Origin of the sequence: Aestuariivirga sp. (assembly GCF_037139295.1) — a bacterium.
Classification (GTDB): domain Bacteria; phylum Pseudomonadota; class Alphaproteobacteria; order Rhizobiales; family Aestuariivirgaceae; genus Aestuariivirga.
Map to the genome: position 1 here is coordinate 48,281 of NZ_JBAXGR010000011.1, position 16,539 is coordinate 64,819.

Here is a 16,539-nt window from a genome sequence, read left to right on the forward strand (position 1 = left end):
TCAGAGTCCTTCGTGAGTGACGATGCGCCGGAAGGCGCGGTTGCAATAGACCAGCGGGTCGGCGGCACCGGAGTGCGCGGCGACGACGCGGCCGATGAAGATGCGGTGCGTGCCGGCATCGAGCCGGTCATGCGTTTCGCATTCGAAGATGGCGGTGGCATCGGTGACCAGCGGCAGGCCGGTCTCGCCGTCGCGCCAGTCATGGTTGGCAAAATCGAAGGGGCTGCCCTCGCGCGGGCGGCCAGAGAAGGTTTCGGCATAGGCGCGGTGGGCGGCGGACAGCAGGTTGACGGCGAAGACGCCGTTTGCCTCCACCGCCGCCATGGCGGGGCTCTTGCGGTTGATGCAGACGAGGACCAGCGGCGGCTCGGCCGAGACCGAGGACACCGCACTCACCGTGAGGCCGAAGCGGCCGGCGGGGCCGTCGGTCGTCACCACCGAGACGCCGGTGGCGGCCAGTCCCATAGCGGCCAGAAAATCCTCCACCCGTACGGGCGGCTTTGCCATCGCGTTCATCTGCCCGTTCCCTCCGTTCAGATGGCAAAAACTTGACATGGGGCGTGACATCGGAAAAATAGATTATATCGGGCCGTTGAATAGGATTTTGCGATGCTGCGCTATACGCTGCGCCAGATCGAATATGCCGTGGCGATCTGGGACCATGGCTCGGTGGCGGCCGCCTCGGCGCATCTGGGGGTGGCCCAGCCCACGCTTTCGGCCTCGCTCGCCAAGCTCGAGGCGCAGATCGGGCTTCAGCTGTTCATCCGCCACCATGCGCAAGGCGTGAGCCCCTCGCCCGCCGGGCTGCGCTTCCTCGCCGAGGCGCGGAACCTGCTCACCCACGCGCAGGACCTGCAGCGCGACACGGCGGCGGCGGGCACCGCCATCGAGGGCCAGCTCGCACTTGCCAGCTTCGCCACCATCGCGCCGTCCTTCGTGCCGCCGCTGATCAAGGGCTTCATGAGCCAGCACCCGCGCGTCACGATCCGCATGGCGGAGGGAACGCAGGACGAATTGCTGAAGGGCGTGAGGAGCGGCGAGTTCGACCTGGCCCTGCTCTACGACGTCGACATGCCGGAGGACTTCACGGTGACGCCGCTTGCCTCCTTCGCGCCGCATGTGCTGCTGCCGGGCAAGCACAAGCTCACGCGGCTGAAGAACGTGCCGCTGATCACGCTGAAGGACGAACCCTTCGTGCTGCTCGACATTGCGCCCAGCCGCACCTACTTCACGCGCATCCTCGAAGGCGCCGGGATCGTGCCGAACGTGGCCTTCTCGTCCCCCTCACTCGAGGTGGTGCGCGGGCTGGTGGGGCAAGGACTGGGATATTCCATCCTCGTGACCAGGCCCTTCGGCGACCATTCCTATGCCGGAGAGGAGCTCGCCGTGCGGCCCATCGCGGACGAGGTGGCGCGCGGCGTCATCGCGCTTGCGGCGCTGAAACAAATGCGCAAGACACGGCTGGTCTCGGCCTTCGAGGCGCATTGCATCGACTACTTCAGGAATATCAGAACGTGACCCAGCCTTCAGCCACCATTATCGGCGCCGGCATCGTCGGCGTTTCGGCCGCCGCCTTTTTGCAGCGCGAAGGTTACAAGGTGACCATCGTCGACCGCGTGCCGCCGGGCGAAGAGGCGAGCTTCGGCAACGCCGGGGGCCTCGCCTTCGCCGAGATCGTGCCCACCGTGCACCCGCACATGCTGCTGAAGATTCCGGGGTGGCTGATGGACCCCTTGGGGCCGCTCACCATCCGCTGGTCATACCTGCCCAAGGCGCTGCCGTGGTTCCTGTCGCTCGCCCGCAACTCGCTGCCGGACCGGGTGAAGGCGATTACCGCGGCACGTGCCGACCTGGCCATGCGGGTCGTCTCCGACTTCGAGACGCTGCTGAAGGCGGCAGGCACGGCAGACATGATCCGGCTGCAGGATACGCTGCGACTTTACGACAACGAGGCGCAGTATCTTTCGGAGGCGAATGAGCGCGCGGTCAAGAAAGCTTACGGTTACGAGATGAAGCGCCTGTCGGGCGACGAGGCACGCGAGCTGGAGCCGGCGCTGGGCAAGAACGTTCATTGCGGCGTGTTCCACGGCGGCTGGTTCTTCCTCACCAACCCGGGCCGCGCGGTGAAGTCCATCGCGGCGGAGGTGGTGAAGAACGGCGGCACGGTGCTGCAGGACGAGGTGGTTACGCTGGAGCGGGAAGGCAACCGCGTGAGCGCGCTGCGGCTGAAGGATCATGGCCTGCACAAGCTGGACAAGCTGGTGATCTGTGCGGGCGCCTATTCCCACCTGCTGGCGAAGCAGCTGGGCGAGAAGGTGCTGCTGGAGGCCGAGCGCGGCTACCACATGGTGCTGCCGAATTCGGGCGTCAGCCTGTCGCGCTCGCTGACCTATGCGGGAAAGCCCGGTGCGGCGACGCCGATGGAGATGGGGCTGAGGCTCGCAGGCTCGGACGAGTTCGCGGGCCTCGATGCCGCACCCAACTATGCCCGCGCCGATGCGCTGTGGACGAACTTCAAGACTGTGCTGCCGGACCTTCGCGAGCCCGACGCGGAGACGACGCGCTGGATGGGGCGTAGGCCCGGCACACCGGACTCGCTCCCTGTGATCGGTCCGTCGAAAGCCACGGCAAACGTCTGGTACGGCTTCGGCCATGGCCACATGGGGCTCACCTGGGGGCCGAGCACCGGGCGGCTGATCGCCGAGGCGATGACGGGGGCCAAGACCAACATTGACATGGCGCCGTTCCGGGTGGACCGGTTCTGAATTTCCCTAATCCTCTCAAACTCATCATGCCCGGGCCTGACCCGGGCATCTTTTTTGGCGGTGGCGAAAAGGATCGCCGGGTCACGCCCGACGATGATGAGGGTTGGGAGGTGGGGCTTCCCAGTCGAGATGCGGACTTTTTTCCTTGACTTTCAGTAGCACCTATGTTAGGTATGTATTCACTTTCGTGTTTGCTGCTGATTGACATCGTGAATCTGATTTCGCAAGGCCGCCCCGGCCCTGCCCCTCCCGTTCCCCGGCGTGGCCACGCCCCGGAACGCGGGGCGGAGCTTTGCCACGCCACACATCACTTGCAGATCATCATGCGCGGGCTTGACCCGCGCATCCCTTTTGCCCCCACAAAGAGGATGGCCGGGTCAAGCCCGGCCGTGATGGTGCTCACGGCGTGATGATCGGTCAGGTGTGTGGTTCAAGCCTCGTGATCTCCACCTCGCCGCCCGGCGCTTCGGCATACTCGCCGACAGCCTTGCCCATCAGCGCGCGGGCCATGGGGGAGGTATAGGCGATGAGGCCATTCGATGGGTCTGCCTCGTCCTCACCGACGATTGAAAAAGTCTGCTTGCGTCCGTCATCGCGTTCGATTGAGACGCGCGTGGCGAAGCCCACCATCGCGGGCGTCTTCGCAGCCTCCACCAATTGCGCGGTGGAACGCCTGAGGGTCCAGTAGCGGAGGTCTCGCGAGGCTCTGGAAATGGCTGCCTTGTCCTGCGCGTGCTGGCCTTGCGCCAGCAATTTGCGAGACGAGTCGATCTCGGCATCGATGAGGCCCAGGCCGCGCGCAGTCACGAAATTCGGGTTGCTGCTGACCGGACGTTCGGGAAGGTCTTCCGGAACATCATCTTGTTCTTTGACAAAGGCGCGGCTCATGGGTTCAATGCTCTCAACTCACGCATAGGTTTAGCCCCATGAAGACCGAGACGCCACAGCCGATCCACCTCACCGACTACCGGCCGGTGCCTTATCTGATCGATAGCGTGGACCTTGCTTTCCGACTCGAGCCGCAAGCCACGGAAGTGCGCTCACGCCTGTCGCTGCGGCCGAACCCTGCGAGTGCCGAGAAGAACGCGCCGCTGGTGCTGGATGGCGAGCGCATCACGCTCACGTCGCTGGTGCTGGACGGCACCGCGCTGCAGGCTGGTCAGTACGAGGTTGGGCAGACTTCCCTCACCATTTCGTCGGTTCCGCAGCAGCCCTTCACGCTGGAGATCGTGACCACCTGCAATCCAGCCGCCAACACCGAGCTTTCGGGCCTCTATGTGTCGGGTGGCGTGTTCTGCACCCAGTGCGAGGCCGAGGGCTTCCGCCGCATCACCTATTTCTACGACCGGCCGGACGTGATGGCGCGCTACACGGTGCGGATCGAGGCAGACCGCGCGCTTGTTCCCGTGCTGCTCTCCAACGGCAACCCGCGCGAGGACGGCGTGATCGGCGGCACGTCGCGGCACTATGCAGTGTGGGACGATCCCTTTCCCAAGCCATCATACCTCTTCGCGCTGGTGGCTGGGGACTTAGGAGCCGTGCATGACACCTTCACCACCATGTCGGGCCGCCACGTCTCACTCGGCATCTATGTGCTGAAGGGCAATGAGGAGCGCTGTGCGTGGGCCATGGAGTCGCTGAAGGAATCCATGCACTGGGACGAGCGGCGCTTCGGGCGTGAGTATGACCTCGACGTGTTCAACATCGTGGCTGTCCCTGACTTCAACATGGGGGCGATGGAGAACAAGGGGCTCAACGTCTTCAACGACAAGTACATCCTCGCCAACCCCGAGACCGCGACGGATGGCGACTATGTCAACATCGAGGCGATCATCGCGCATGAATACTTCCACAACTGGACGGGTAACCGCATCACCTGCCGCGACTGGTTCCAGCTGTGCCTGAAGGAAGGCCTCACCGTGTTCCGCGACCAGGAGTTCACCTCCGACCTGCGCTCGCGCGCGGTGAAGCGCATCAGCGACGTGAAGACACTGCGCGCGCGGCAGTTTCCCGAGGACAATGGCCCGCTGTCGCACCCGCCGCGGCCTTCGGCCTACATCGAGATCAATAACTTCTACACGCCCACCGTCTATGAGAAGGGTGCTGAAATCTGCCGCATGATGCTGACGCTGATTGGCGATCAGGCCTTCCGCAAGGCGATGGACCTTTACTTCGAGCGGCATGACGGCGAGGCCGCAACCGTCGAGCAGTTCGTGCAATGCATGGCGGAAGCCTCGGGCCGCAACCTCACGCAGTTCTTCACATGGTATACGCAGGCCGGTACGCCCACGGTGACGGCAGAAGGACACTACGACGCTGCCGCGAAGCAATACACGCTGACGCTTGAACAGCAGGTCAAGCCGACGCCGGGACAGGCGGAGAAGCAGCCGCTGCACATGCCGCTGGGGCTTGGCCTTGTCGGCCCTGATGGCGCAGACATGCCGCTGGACCTCGACGGCGTGGGCGCGCTCAACACGCCGGTCATTGAACTGACGGAGCAGCGCCAGACCTTCCGCTTCAACAATGTGAAGTCGCGCCCGGTGCTGTCGCTCAACCGGGGCTTCTCAGCTCCGGTGAAGATGGAGGCCAATCTCTCCACCGCGGATGAGCTGTTCCTGATGGCGCATGATGGCGACAGCTTCAACCGCTGGGAAGCGGGCCAGCGGCTGGGCCGCAACCTGGTGCTCGCATCCTATCGCGGCACCGCCACGGAGGCCGACGTCAGGGCCTATGCGGCGGCGCTGAAGAAGATCATCGACGACCCTGCCGTGGACGATGCCTTCAAGGCACTGATGCTGGTGCTGCCGAGCGAGAGCGAGATTGCCGCCGCACTTGGCGCCGACGTCGACACCGACAAGGTGCATTCGGCGCGTGATGGCCTGCGCACCGCCATTGCGAAGCAGCTCGCCACGGAACTCGACGCGATCTGGCAGCGCACCGGCGAGCCCGGCCCCTATCGCCCCGACCCCGCCTCTACCGCGCGGCGCGCGCTGCGGCAGACGGCGCTGTCACTCATGGTGATGGGCAACGCCAAGCACGGCATCGCGCAGGCCCTCGCCGAGCTCGAGGCAGCTCACAACATGAGCGCCGAGATGGGCGCTCTCGCCGCGCTGATGCAGATCGACTGCCCGGAGCGCGAGGCTGCCCTCGACCGCTTCCACACGCGCCACGCCCATGAGCACCTGCTGATCGACAAGTGGCTGATGCTGAATGCCCAGGCCCAGGGGCCAAACGCCGCTGTGCGGATCGAACGGCTGACGCAGCACCCGGACTTCAAGTGGACGACGCCCAACAAGGTCTATTCCCTGCTTTCGGGCTTCGTGGGGGGCAATCCGGCGGGTTTCAACGCCGAGGACGGCTCCGGCTACAAGGTGATCGCCGACGCGATCCTGAAGCTCGACCCCATGAACCCGCAGGTGGCCTCGCGCCTCGCCACCGGCTTCAGAAGCTGCAAGCTGTTGAATTCGAGTCGAAAATCAGCCGCCCAGGCGGAGCTCGAGAGGATCCTTGCCGAGCCTTCGCTGTCACGCGATGTCTACGAGATCGTGTCGAAGATCGCGAGCTCCTGAATCCCATTCTAAACACTGGACAAATCACCCCCAAATCGAATCAATAGCCGGTGATTCGATCAGTGGTGGCGTCCGTGTTTTCAAAGTCTCCCAGCCGCGGGGTGGCAGGGTTTCAGGGGAAAAGATTGGGCAAGACGCACATCGGCGAGCTGTTCTTCAAGGAGAGGGTCCTCAAGCTCCCTTCGCCGTGGCCCAGCCGGTTCCGCATCACCATCGGCGAGCGCCACCTGCGCCTGCTCATCACCTCGCTCATCATTCTCTTCCTCCTCATGCTCGGCAGTTCGCTGCTGGTGCAGCTGACCGACAGCCGCACCACCCATGTCGCCGAACAGAACAAGCTTTCGGCGCTGCAGGGGCAACTCGTGGCGCAGCACATCAAGGCCGACATGCTGGCGGCACAGGCCGCAGGGCGCACGCCGCCGGTGCTGAGCAGCGACTATCTCCATTCGCTGCTGCCGCCAGAAGCACTGGCCGAGGAGCGCATTTTTGCGGTTGCCAACAGCGCAGGCGAGATTGCCGCCAGCGCGCCCGCTTCCGAAGGCCTTGACGGCAAGTCGATCACCAGCGTGCTGTCGCCCAGCTTCATCACCGAGACGCCGATCAATACCGGCGAGATGGCGCCGCTGACACTGGCCTCGGGAGAAGAGGCCTTCGTCTCGATGTATGACCTGGGCGACTATCCCGGCACGCTGATCGTGCTGCAACGCCAGCAGGACGTGCTCTCCGCCTGGCGCTCCGGCGTGACGCAGGTGACGGCGCTGTTCATCGTCACCTTCCTGGTTCTCATGCTGCTGGGTGCGGCCTTTCACTGGCAGGCGGCCAAGGCGGCGGAGGCGGACACCATCCTCGGTGTGGCCACCGCGCGCCTCGACAAGGCGCTGGACCGCGGCCAGTGCGGCATGTGGGACTGGGACGTGAACCGCGGCATCATCTTCTGGTCGCGCTCGATGTTCGACATGCTGGGCATGCCGGTGAAGGGCGACTACCTGAGCTTCGCGGAGATGGCGGGCCGCATCCACGAGAGCGACACGCAGCTGGAAGAATCGGTGGAGCAGCTGCTGGACGGTCAGATCACCTCCTTCGACCAGGAATTCCGCATGCGCCACCAGGACGGCCACTATGTGTGGCTCAGGGCCCGCGTGGCCCTGGCGCCTGGCGAAACGGAAGGCCAGCCGCACCTGATGGGCATCGTCTTCGACATCACCCAGCAGAAGCTGGCCGACAAGCTGAACAAGGATGCCGAGCTCCGCCTCAAGGACGCGATCGAGAACATCTCGGAAGCCTTCGTGCTGTGGGATGCCGACAACCGCCTCGTCCTCTGCAATTCCAAGTACCAGCAGTTCCATTCGCTGCCGGCCTCCGTGTGCATTCCCGGCACGGCCTATGAGGACGTGGTGCGCTCCGCCAAGGAGCCCGCCATCACCAAGCGCACCGGCATCCGCGGCGAAGGCGGCGGCGAGGGCCGCTCCTTCGAGGTGCAGCTTGCCGACCGGCGCTGGCTGCAGATCAACGAGCGGCGCACCAAGGACGGCGGCTTCGTGTCGGTGGGCACCGACATCACCGCGCTGAAGCTGCAGGAAGAGCGCCTGCGCATGTCCGAGCGCGAGCTGATGATGACGGTGCGCGACCTGCAGAAGGAGCGACTGCTCGCCGACCAGCAGGCCCAGCGCCTCGCCGACCTCGCCGACAAATATGCCCGCGAGAAGACGCGGGCCGAGGCGGCGAACCGGTCAAAGTCCGAGTTCCTCGCCAACATGTCCCATGAGCTGCGCACACCGCTCAACGCCATCATCGGCTTCTCGGAAGTGATGCTCTCCCAGATGTTCGGGCCGATGGGATCAGACAAATATGCCGAATACTCGCGCGACATTCACCGCAGCGGCCAGTTCCTGCTCGACGTCATCAACGACATTCTCGACATGTCGAAGATCGAGGCTGGCCGCATGTCGCTCGAATGCGAGACGCTGCAGGTGGATGCGGCCCTGGACGAGGTGATGCGCCTCATCACGCCGCGCGCCTTCGAGGGTGGCGTGACGGTGGAGCGCCAGGTGCCGCAGGGCTTCACGCTCTGGGCCGACCGCCGCGCCTTCAAGCAGGTGCTGATCAACCTTCTCTCCAACGCCGTGAAGTTCACCCCCGAGGGCGGGCGCATCACTGTCTCGGCACTCGCCTCAAATGGCGTGATGGCGATTGCCATTCGCGACACCGGCATCGGCATCCCCGCGCGCGACATCGAAAAGCTGGGCCGGCCCTTCGAGCAGGTGGAAAACCAGTTCACAAAATCCCGCGGCGGATCGGGCCTTGGCCTTGCCATCTCCAAGTCCTTCGTGGAGCTCCACGGCGGCACGCTGACCATTCGCAGCGCGGTGGGCCAGGGCACGGAGGTGACCGTCACCTTCCCGCTGCGCCAAGCCGCCGCCAAGGTCGCTTGAGACTTGCGCCTCATTCCCTTCGATAGCCTCCTTGCCACGCCCTGGAAGAACGGCGGTGGCGTGACACGTCAGATCGCGTGCTTTCCACCCGGCAGTGACATCGGTGATTTCGACTGGCGCATCTCGACAGCGGAGGTGTCTCAGGATGGCCCCTTCTCACGCTTCGAAGGCATCGACCGGCGGCTTTACATTCTCGAAGGTGCTGGCCTCGACCTGCGCTTTGCCGATGGTGCACAGAGGCTGTTGCCTGGCGGGCACGCCGACTTCCGCGGTGAGGCGGAGGTGTTTGCAGCCCTTGTCGATGGCCCTGTCAGCGACCTCAACATCATGGTCCGGCGGGAGCGGATACGGATGCGGGCGGCGAGGCTGCGCATCGACGGTGCGCAGGCGATCGATCACGGATGGGGCATGGCAGCGCTGTTCGTGCTGGGCGGCGAACTGAAGGTGGCGGACGGCGTGGCACATCGCTTCGACACGGTGCTGCTCGATGATGCCGCGCCGCTGACGGTGAGCGGAAAGGCGGAGCTGCTGATCATCGGCTTCGAGGCTTTGACCTGACCGCAGAGGGATCAGGGAGAATCCGGCTTCTTGTCATCATCCGGCTTGCCACGGCCACGGTCCTCGCGGTTGCGAAGGTGCTGCGCCATCATCTTGCGCTCTTCAGGAGTAAGCTGGTCGATGACGGACAGCGCGGCCTCGCCGCCGGTCATGAACAGCGCCTCGCTCTTCGCCGTGAAGCCCTCCACCGCGGCCGTGACGCGAGCCTGGTCATAGGGCTCGGTCTCCAGCGCATCGGCAAGCTCCGTCACCTGCGCCTTCACGGCGCGGCGGCCTTCGCGGACCTGCTTGTCCTGCGTCTTCAGGACGCCCAGCAGCTCCATGCGACGCGCGCGATCGAGGTCGCGGAAGAAGAAGCGCGGGATCAATTGCGTCTGGGTGAGGCGGGCATAACGCTCCGGACCAGCCCCCACATACCAGCGCGCCGCAGCCGCACCGGCGACCAACAGGTTGACAGCAAGCGAGGCGACGAGCGTCACCACCAGCCAGTTGATCGGTTTGCGCGCAACCTCGGGCGTGGTCTCGCTCATATGGTGCCCTCCTCGGCATAGGCATCGCCCACGCCGCCCAGATCATCCACCGGCGCATCGTCATTGAGGGCCACGCCGCCGGTGACGGCACTGGGCATCATGAAATCCATCCTGCCATTGGCGCCGAGCCAGACGCCCAGTGCCAGCGAAGCGGCAAGCGGCACGGCCGCTGCATAGCGCCAGAATGTTGGCGCGGCGCGCGGCCGCGGCGCAAAGTGAACGACCTTCGCCTGCTGCGGCTCCTCTGCGATGCGCGCCATCAGCCTGTCCATCGCGCCAGCGGGTAGCTGCGGCGCGGAGGCATGCGCCAGCACGGCGCGGGTCTCGCGGTCCTCAGAACGATTGTTGTCCTGTTCCATCATCGTCTCTCACTGCCCCGTTTCAACCAGCCCGCCGAGCAGATCGCGCCACTCGGATGACAGGCTGTCCTTCAGCCCACGCCGCGCCCGTGCTAGGAGCGACTCGAGCGCATCGACGCTCACCTCCAGCACGGCCGCGGCCTCGATATTGGTCAGCCCCTCGAAATACACAAGCGACAGCGCCAGCCGCTGCCGCTCCGGCAAGGCCGCGATGCGGGCGTCCACCAGGCGCGCTGCCTGCGCGCGGTCGAGCGGTGCATCGGGCCTCGCTTGCAGGTCCTCGAGCTCCGGCGCATCGTCCAGCGCGGCGGCGCGGGGCTTGCGGCTGCGGTCGACCACCGCATTGGCGGCCACCCGCATCAGCCAGCCCTTGAGGGCGGCTGCCTCGCGCACCTGGCCCGGATTCTTCCACAACTTGACGAAGGCCTCCTGCGCCATGTCCTCGGCATCGGCCGCGCCGTTGGTCATCCGCCACACCAGCCGGTAGACCGGCTGGTAATGGCGGCTGACGATCTCGGCGAAGCCCGCGTGCGAGCCTGCGGCGGCGGCCTCGAGCAGGCCGGCATCCGTCATCTGGCGGAAAGCCGATGGCTTTGTCGTCAAGATGTGTGTCCGGACCCTTCGTCAGTTGGCCTGTTCTCCGGTAGGCGTAGCGGGTTTCCTGAGCTTGGCAAGACGGTAGCTCTTGGCCTCCTGCAGCGTGACGCCGCCATCACGGTCGGCGTCCGCCGCGGCGATCAGCCGATCAACCGAGGAATCGAGCTCGGCCCGGGAGATGGCGCCGTCCTTGTTGGTGTCGAGATCAGCCAGGATGCGGTCGCGGCGGCGCTCCATGGCCTTCTGCAGCGCGGCGTCGAGCTCCGCGGCGGAGACGGCACCGTTGCGGTCGGCATCCAACCGGTCAAAACGCTTCTCGGCGCGCGGCGTGATCTCCGCCGCGGTGACCTTGCCATTGGCATCGACATCGACCTTGGTGAAGGCCTTCGGGCTCTTGGGCAGATAGGGTTCCATGGCGAAGGCGGTGGCGGGCACCACGGCCATGGCGCTGAAAAGGGCGAGGGCAAGGGTCAGTCGGGTCATCGGCAGGTTCCTCCTTGTGGCTGTCCTAAAGGCAAGACGCAGGGGAACCCGAAATCCGTCGCGGAAAAATCAGGAAACCGGCCCAATCAGCCGGTCAAAAATGGCAGCCACCTCGCCCTGGGCCTCTGCCAACAGCGCCTCCGCCGTGGCAATGTCGGGCGTTACCGCCGTGTTGGCCACCAGCAGGTTGAGCGCGGGCAACGCCCTGGGCGGGTCATAGGGCCCGTCGAGGCAGAGCCTGAGCATCTGGGTGAGGCGGTGGTAGAGCAGCCCTGCCCGCTTCAGCGCCGCGTGGTCAGCCTCCGACACGAGCCCCGCCGCATGGAGCTTCTGCAGCGCTGCCAGGGTGTTGGTATCCAGCACCTCCGGGTGATCATGGGCGTGGATCAGCTGCAGCGTCTGGGCGATGAATTCGAGTTCGACGAGGCCGCCGCGCGCCCGCTTCACGTCCCACACGCCGCCGGTGCCCTGCTCCTTCAGCATGAGCTTGCGCATGTCGACGATGTCATCCCGCACCTTCACAGCGTCGCGCGGCTCGCACAGGGCGCCACGGATGTGGGTTGTGAGCTCGTTCATCAACCCCGCATCGCCGCAGACGGGCCGCGCCCTGGTGAGGGCCAGCTTCTCCCAGGTCCAGGCGGAATCGCGGTGGTAACTCTCGAAGCTGGCAAGGCTCGCCGCCACCGGGCCCTTGCTGCCCGACGGGCGGAGCCGCATGTCCACCTCATAGAGCACGCCTTCCGCCGTGGGGGCCGACACCGCCGCGATCAGCCGCTGCGACAGGCGGGCATAATACTGGTTGATGCTGAGGGGCTTCGCGCCCTCGCTCATCTCGGCCCCTTCCGCCGCATCATAGACGACGATGAGGTCGAGGTCCGAGCCCGCCGTCATCTCATGCCCGCCGAGCTTGCCCATGGCGATGACGGCACTGCGGCCGCCCGGCACGTGGCCGTTGCGACGCGCTGCATCCTCCGTCACCGCGCGGTGCAGGCGGCCCAGCAGCAGCCCCGCGAGCTGCGAGAAGGCAAGCCCCGTTTCCGCCGCACCCGCCGTTTCCGACAGCACGCGCACGCCGATGCGAAAGGCCTGTTCCTTTCCCACGATGCGGGCACGGTCCGCCACTTCATCGGTCTCCACGCCGTCTGGCATGGCGGCGGCGATGAGCTGCGCCATTTCGGCCTCGGAGGGAAGCGAGGTGAAGAAGCCGGGGTCCAGCACGGCGTCCAGCACCTGCGGCCTGCGGCTCAGCTGCTCGGCCAGGCGCGGCGCACTGCCGAGGATGGTGGCCAGCAGGTCGAGCAACCTCGGGTTGGCCTTCAGCAGGGAGAACAGCTGCACACCGGCCGGAAGGCCGCCGAGAAACTTGTCGAAGGCGAGGAAGGCGAGATCGGCGTCACCCATGTTCGCCAGTGCGGTGAGCAGCTTGGGCATCAACTCCGTCAGCAGTTCGCGCGCCTTGGCGCTGCGGGTGGCGGCATAGCGCCCGAAATGCCAGCCGCGAATGGTGGCGGAAACTTCCGACGGGCTTTTGTAGCCCATGCGCGACAGGGTCTCGATGGTTTCGGGGTCATCCTCGCCGCCGGTGAAGACCAGGCTGCCGCCCGCGGTGCCCAGCTCATCCGCCGACTCGAACAGCCGCGAATAATGGCCCTGCACGCATTCCAGCACGCGGCGAACCTCCACGTCGAAACTCTCGCCATCGGCGAAGCCGCAGAAGCGGGCCATGGATTCGAAGGCGGGATCTTCCACTGGCAAATTATGGGTCTGCTCGTCGTTCACCATCTGCACCCGGTGCTCGATGGCGCGCAGGAAGCGATAGGCGGAGGTGAGTTCGGCCGCCGCCTCATGGGTGATCCACTGGGCATCCGCCAGCGCCTCCAGCATGGCGATGGTGCTCCGTCCACGGAGCTTCGGGTTGCGGCCACCGGCAATCAGCTGCTGGGTCTGCACGAAGAACTCGATCTCGCGGATGCCGCCGCGCCCGAGCTTCAAATTGTGGCCCCTGACCTTCACCTCGCCATGGCCCTTCACGGCGTGGATCTGGCGCTTCATCGACTGCACGTCGGCAATCGCCGCGAAGTCGAGGTACTTGCGCCAGATATAGGGCTTCAACCGGTCGAGGAACTCATCGCCGAGGCCCGTGTCACCTGCAACGGGCCGCGCCTTGATCATGGCGGCGCGCTCCCAGTTCTGGCCCTGGTTCTCGTAATAGATGGCGGCAGCCTCGATCGAGATCGCAACCTGCGTGGCGCGCGGATCGGGCCTCAGCCGCAGGTCGGTGCGGAAGACATAGCCGTCCTCGGTCACGTCCTGCATGATCTGCACGAGACGCCTCGTGAAGCGCACGAAGAAGGTGGCGGCCTCATGCGGGTCACCCAGCAGCGGCGTCAACGCGTCGTAGAGGATGATGAGGTCTATGTCGGAGGAGTAGTTGAGCTCATGCGCGCCCTGCTTGCCCATGGCGAGCGCCACGTAACCGCAGTTGATGAGAGGCGCCCCGGCCTCAGGCAGCGTTACCTTGCCCTGCCGCGCATAATCGCTGAGCAGCCAGGAGATCGCCACCGCCAGCGCGGCATCGGCAAAATCCGTGAGGGCCGCCGTCACCTGCTCCACGGTCCAGGCACATGAGAGATCAGCCACCGCGATGAGCAGCGCCACCCGCTTCTTCGCCTGCCGGAGCCTCGCCATCACCTCGGCCTGCGACAGGGCGGGGTCGAGGCTACGGAGGACGCCCAGCTGCTCTGCCAGCAGGTCATCCGCCGTTTCGGTGAACACCTGCCCTGCGAAGGCCGGATCCCGCAGCATCAGCTGCCGCAGGAAGGGCGAGGCGCCAGCAATATTCTCCGCCAGCGCGAGCGCCGCAGCCGGAATGGCACCGGCGGGCATTTCAGCGCGGAAGAGGGCAACGGCGCTTTGATCGAGGGTGGCGGCGGGGGAGTTCAGCAACATGATGCGGTTCTAGAACATGTTGCGCAGAAGAGGAAACCGGACGTTGGCGCCGCCCCCCTACTCCCGCCACACCGGCAGCACCAGGCTTGCCTTCAGGCCCGGGGCGTTGTCGTCCAGCGCCAGCGTGCCCTTGTGGAGTTTCATCACGCCCGACACCAAACTCAATCCCAAGCCGTTGCCGGGCTTGCTGCGGCTCTGGTCGAGGCGCACGAAGCGTTCCGTCACGCGGCCGCGGTCGCTCTCGGGGATGCCGGCGCCGTGGTCGGCGACGGTGATCACCACCTTGTCGTCCTTGAGCGTTCCGGTCACCGTGATGTCGGGCGTCTCGCCGTCACGCGCGCCGTATTTCAGCGCGTTGTCGAGGAGGTTGGTGAGGGCCTGGGCGAGCAGCTGGTGGTAAGACTCGCTGGCCGTATACTTGTGGGTTGCGCAAACAGTCTGCCATAGCACCGAGCGCGGCCCCACCTCATCTCAGAGAACAATCCACATTCGATGTTATCTATGAAAACGATTTCGTTAATTTCTTTTAATTTTTCATCATTTTTCATTGCGAGCCTGTGAGACAGATATAGCTTTGTCCACCTGATGGAATGCGGGAGAGGACGATGCGTGCGGCGCTCACGATTGCTATACTCGGCTTGATCTCCAGCTTGGCTTTCGCCCAGAGCGACGCGGACACGAAGGAGCCGAAGCTTCCCACCGAAGGTCGCAACGGCAGCTTCAGTCGCGTCATCCCAATCGAGGTACCGGCATTTCGCGGGCTCGAACCGGACCTTAAGCTGGTCTACGACTCATCATCAGGCATTCGCAACCTGCCCCCGGCAGGTGGTGAACTGGGCACGGGCTGGACGCTGCAGGGTGTATCGGCGATCCAGCGGATTTCCGGAACACCCGCGCCCATGGCGGGACAAAACAAGGCGCCAAGCGGGCGCGGCGTACCGGCCTATGGCGCAGCCGGCTTCCCGACGGATAGCTTCGCGCTTGATGGCACGGAGCTGGTGCCTTGCACCGAGGTGGCAAGCCCGGCTTCCACCCCCTCCTGTGCAACGGCGTCGTCTTTGCAGACCGCCTATAGCGGCCGCTTCGAGACATTCATGCGCATCCGCGCGAATCCATCCTCGAACAGCTGGGAGGTCACGAGCCGCGACGGCGTCAAGTCAACCTACACGTCGCTTGAGGGAGGGCCATCCGAGGTTACATTCCGATGGCACCTGTCCTCGGTCACCGACCGGCGCGGCAACCACGTCGACTATGGCTGGAACTGCGCATTCGGCCATTGCACGATTTCAACGATCCGCGCTTTCAGCGCGGGCACCGGCGCGCCAGCCAGCGAGATCGTCTTCCATACTCAGGACCGCCCCGATCGCATCACCTACGGCGATGGCCGCGGAATGCGAGCGATGAGCAAGCGCATCACGGCGATCGAGATCAGGAGCGGCGGCCAACTCCGCGGCGCCTATGCATTGGGTTACGAGACGTCGGCCTCGACGCGCCTGTCACGGCTGACGGAGGTTCGCAAATACGGCGTCGACGCCGCCATTTCCGGAGGAACGGTTACCGGGGGCACGTCGCTGCCGCCCTGGCGCATGAGCTACACGAACAATGGCGATGCCGCAGGTCATCCGGTGTTTGACAAGCGTCAGGACTGGACAGGCCCCGGAATCGCCGCGCTGAAGCCGGCGAAGGACTTCGATTCGATAGGATTTCCTATCGACTATCCGCAGTCGGCCGAGCTTGTGGGAGACTTCAACGGTGATGGCTGGGACACCGACGCCTACCTGCCCAAACTCTGCATCGCTGCAACCCTGCCCCCTGTTCCGAACCCCAGGGGTGGCGTCGGCAACCCCCGGCCCGCCTATGTGTGCATCGAAAACAGACTTCGGCTCGCCAATGGCAATCCGTCGGGCGCGAGTTTTTCGCTCATATCGATCCAGTCGGCCAAGACAGCCGGCAAACTTCCGGACTCCGACAGAATCACGGCGCTGGGCGACTTCAATGGCGACGGGGCGACAGACTTCGCCAGGGCATGGAGCACCGCGCAGGAAGACTGCCAAAGCGATCAGTGCGCACGGACGTGGAAGTTCTCCGGAGTCACCGTGAAAAGCCTGGTGGGCGGCGGCGGCGGCGAAGGCTTCGGCACCGTTTACGACGACGTCAAGATGAAGTCGGCAAACGGCAAGGCAGGCGACTTCGACGGCGATGGCAAGGACGATTTCCTCCTCGAGGACGGGCGGATTGCCCTCTCAGGCCGAGGCAGGGCAAGTGTCGTCAATTGGGGACTGAACAACATTGACAGC

At 65.2% G+C, this 16,539-nt stretch carries 14 protein-coding genes; 6 read left to right on the plus strand and 8 right to left on the minus strand.

The genetic code is table 11. The annotated features are described in order from the left end of the window. Positions 1 to 516 carry a flavin reductase family protein gene (locus tag WCJ41_RS05555; RefSeq protein ID WP_336904845.1) on the minus strand — a complete coding sequence of 172 codons (516 nt, stop codon included), beginning with the start codon at positions 514 to 516 and terminating at the stop codon, positions 1 to 3. Between the two features lie 93 nt (positions 517 to 609). On the opposite strand from WCJ41_RS05555, the gene WCJ41_RS05560 reads away from it, so the two are divergent. Further along, positions 610 to 1,518 (plus strand): LysR substrate-binding domain-containing protein, encoded by a 909-nt coding sequence (locus WCJ41_RS05560; protein ID WP_336904846.1) that lies wholly within the window; start codon positions 610 to 612, stop codon positions 1,516 to 1,518. Continuing rightward, positions 1,515 to 2,765, plus strand: coding sequence for an FAD-binding oxidoreductase (locus WCJ41_RS05565; protein WP_336904847.1), 1,251 nt, complete (start codon positions 1,515 to 1,517; stop codon positions 2,763 to 2,765). Before WCJ41_RS05560 ends, WCJ41_RS05565 begins: the two co-directional genes overlap by 4 nt. 417 nt (positions 2,766 to 3,182) lie before the next feature. On the opposite strand, the gene WCJ41_RS05570 is transcribed toward WCJ41_RS05565, so the two are convergent. Continuing rightward, positions 3,183 to 3,653, minus strand: a complete 471-nt coding sequence (locus WCJ41_RS05570) for a GreA/GreB family elongation factor (protein WP_336904848.1) — start codon at positions 3,651 to 3,653, stop codon at positions 3,183 to 3,185. Positions 3,654 to 3,691: 38 nt separating this feature from the next. Between WCJ41_RS05570 and pepN the strand changes: the two genes are divergently transcribed. From pepN to WCJ41_RS05585, 3 genes are all read left to right on the plus strand, one after another. After that, positions 3,692 to 6,334, plus strand: a complete 2,643-nt coding sequence (gene pepN, locus WCJ41_RS05575; RefSeq protein WP_336904849.1) for an aminopeptidase N — start codon at positions 3,692 to 3,694, stop codon at positions 6,332 to 6,334. A 125-nt stretch (positions 6,335 to 6,459) separates the two neighbouring features. Beyond that, positions 6,460 to 8,766 (plus strand): ATP-binding protein, encoded by a 2,307-nt coding sequence (locus WCJ41_RS05580; RefSeq protein ID WP_336904850.1) that lies wholly within the window; start codon positions 6,460 to 6,462, stop codon positions 8,764 to 8,766. A gap of 3 nt (positions 8,767 to 8,769) precedes the next feature. After that, positions 8,770 to 9,324, plus strand: a complete 555-nt coding sequence (locus WCJ41_RS05585) for a HutD family protein (protein WP_336904851.1) — start codon at positions 8,770 to 8,772, stop codon at positions 9,322 to 9,324. 11 nt (positions 9,325 to 9,335) lie between these two features. On the opposite strand, the gene WCJ41_RS05590 is transcribed toward WCJ41_RS05585, so the two are convergent. From WCJ41_RS05590 to WCJ41_RS05615, 6 genes are all read right to left on the minus strand, one after another. Further along, positions 9,336 to 9,854 carry a periplasmic heavy metal sensor gene (locus tag WCJ41_RS05590; protein WP_336904852.1) on the minus strand — a complete coding sequence of 173 codons (519 nt, stop codon included), beginning with the start codon at positions 9,852 to 9,854 and terminating at the stop codon, positions 9,336 to 9,338. Beyond that, positions 9,851 to 10,216, minus strand: a complete 366-nt coding sequence (locus tag WCJ41_RS05595; protein ID WP_336904853.1) for a hypothetical protein — start codon at positions 10,214 to 10,216, stop codon at positions 9,851 to 9,853. The genes WCJ41_RS05590 and WCJ41_RS05595 overlap by 4 nt, the downstream gene beginning before the upstream one ends. A 6-nt stretch (positions 10,217 to 10,222) precedes the next feature. Beyond that, entirely contained in the window at positions 10,223 to 10,816 is a 594-nt protein-coding gene (locus tag WCJ41_RS05600) for a sigma-70 family RNA polymerase sigma factor (RefSeq protein ID WP_336904854.1), read from the minus strand. Positions 10,817 to 10,837: 21 nt separating this feature from the next. Next, complete coding sequence (locus WCJ41_RS05605) at positions 10,838 to 11,293, minus strand: EF-hand domain-containing protein (RefSeq protein ID WP_336904855.1); 456 nt, start codon at positions 11,291 to 11,293, stop codon at positions 10,838 to 10,840. Between the two features lie 69 nt (positions 11,294 to 11,362). Further along, a complete protein-coding gene (locus WCJ41_RS05610) occupies positions 11,363 to 14,242 on the minus strand; it encodes a bifunctional [glutamine synthetase] adenylyltransferase/[glutamine synthetase]-adenylyl-L-tyrosine phosphorylase (protein WP_336904856.1) in 2,880 nt (959 codons plus the stop codon). A 57-nt stretch (positions 14,243 to 14,299) separates the two neighbouring features. Then, positions 14,300 to 14,707: a sensor histidine kinase gene (locus WCJ41_RS05615; RefSeq protein ID WP_336904857.1), complete on the minus strand. Its 408-nt coding sequence runs from the start codon at positions 14,705 to 14,707 to the stop codon at positions 14,300 to 14,302. A 140-nt stretch (positions 14,708 to 14,847) separates the two neighbouring features. Here WCJ41_RS05615 and WCJ41_RS05620 point away from each other — a divergent pair. Next, on the plus strand, positions 14,848 to 16,539 hold a 1,692-nt coding region (locus tag WCJ41_RS05620; RefSeq protein WP_336904858.1), incomplete at its 3' end, for a SpvB/TcaC N-terminal domain-containing protein.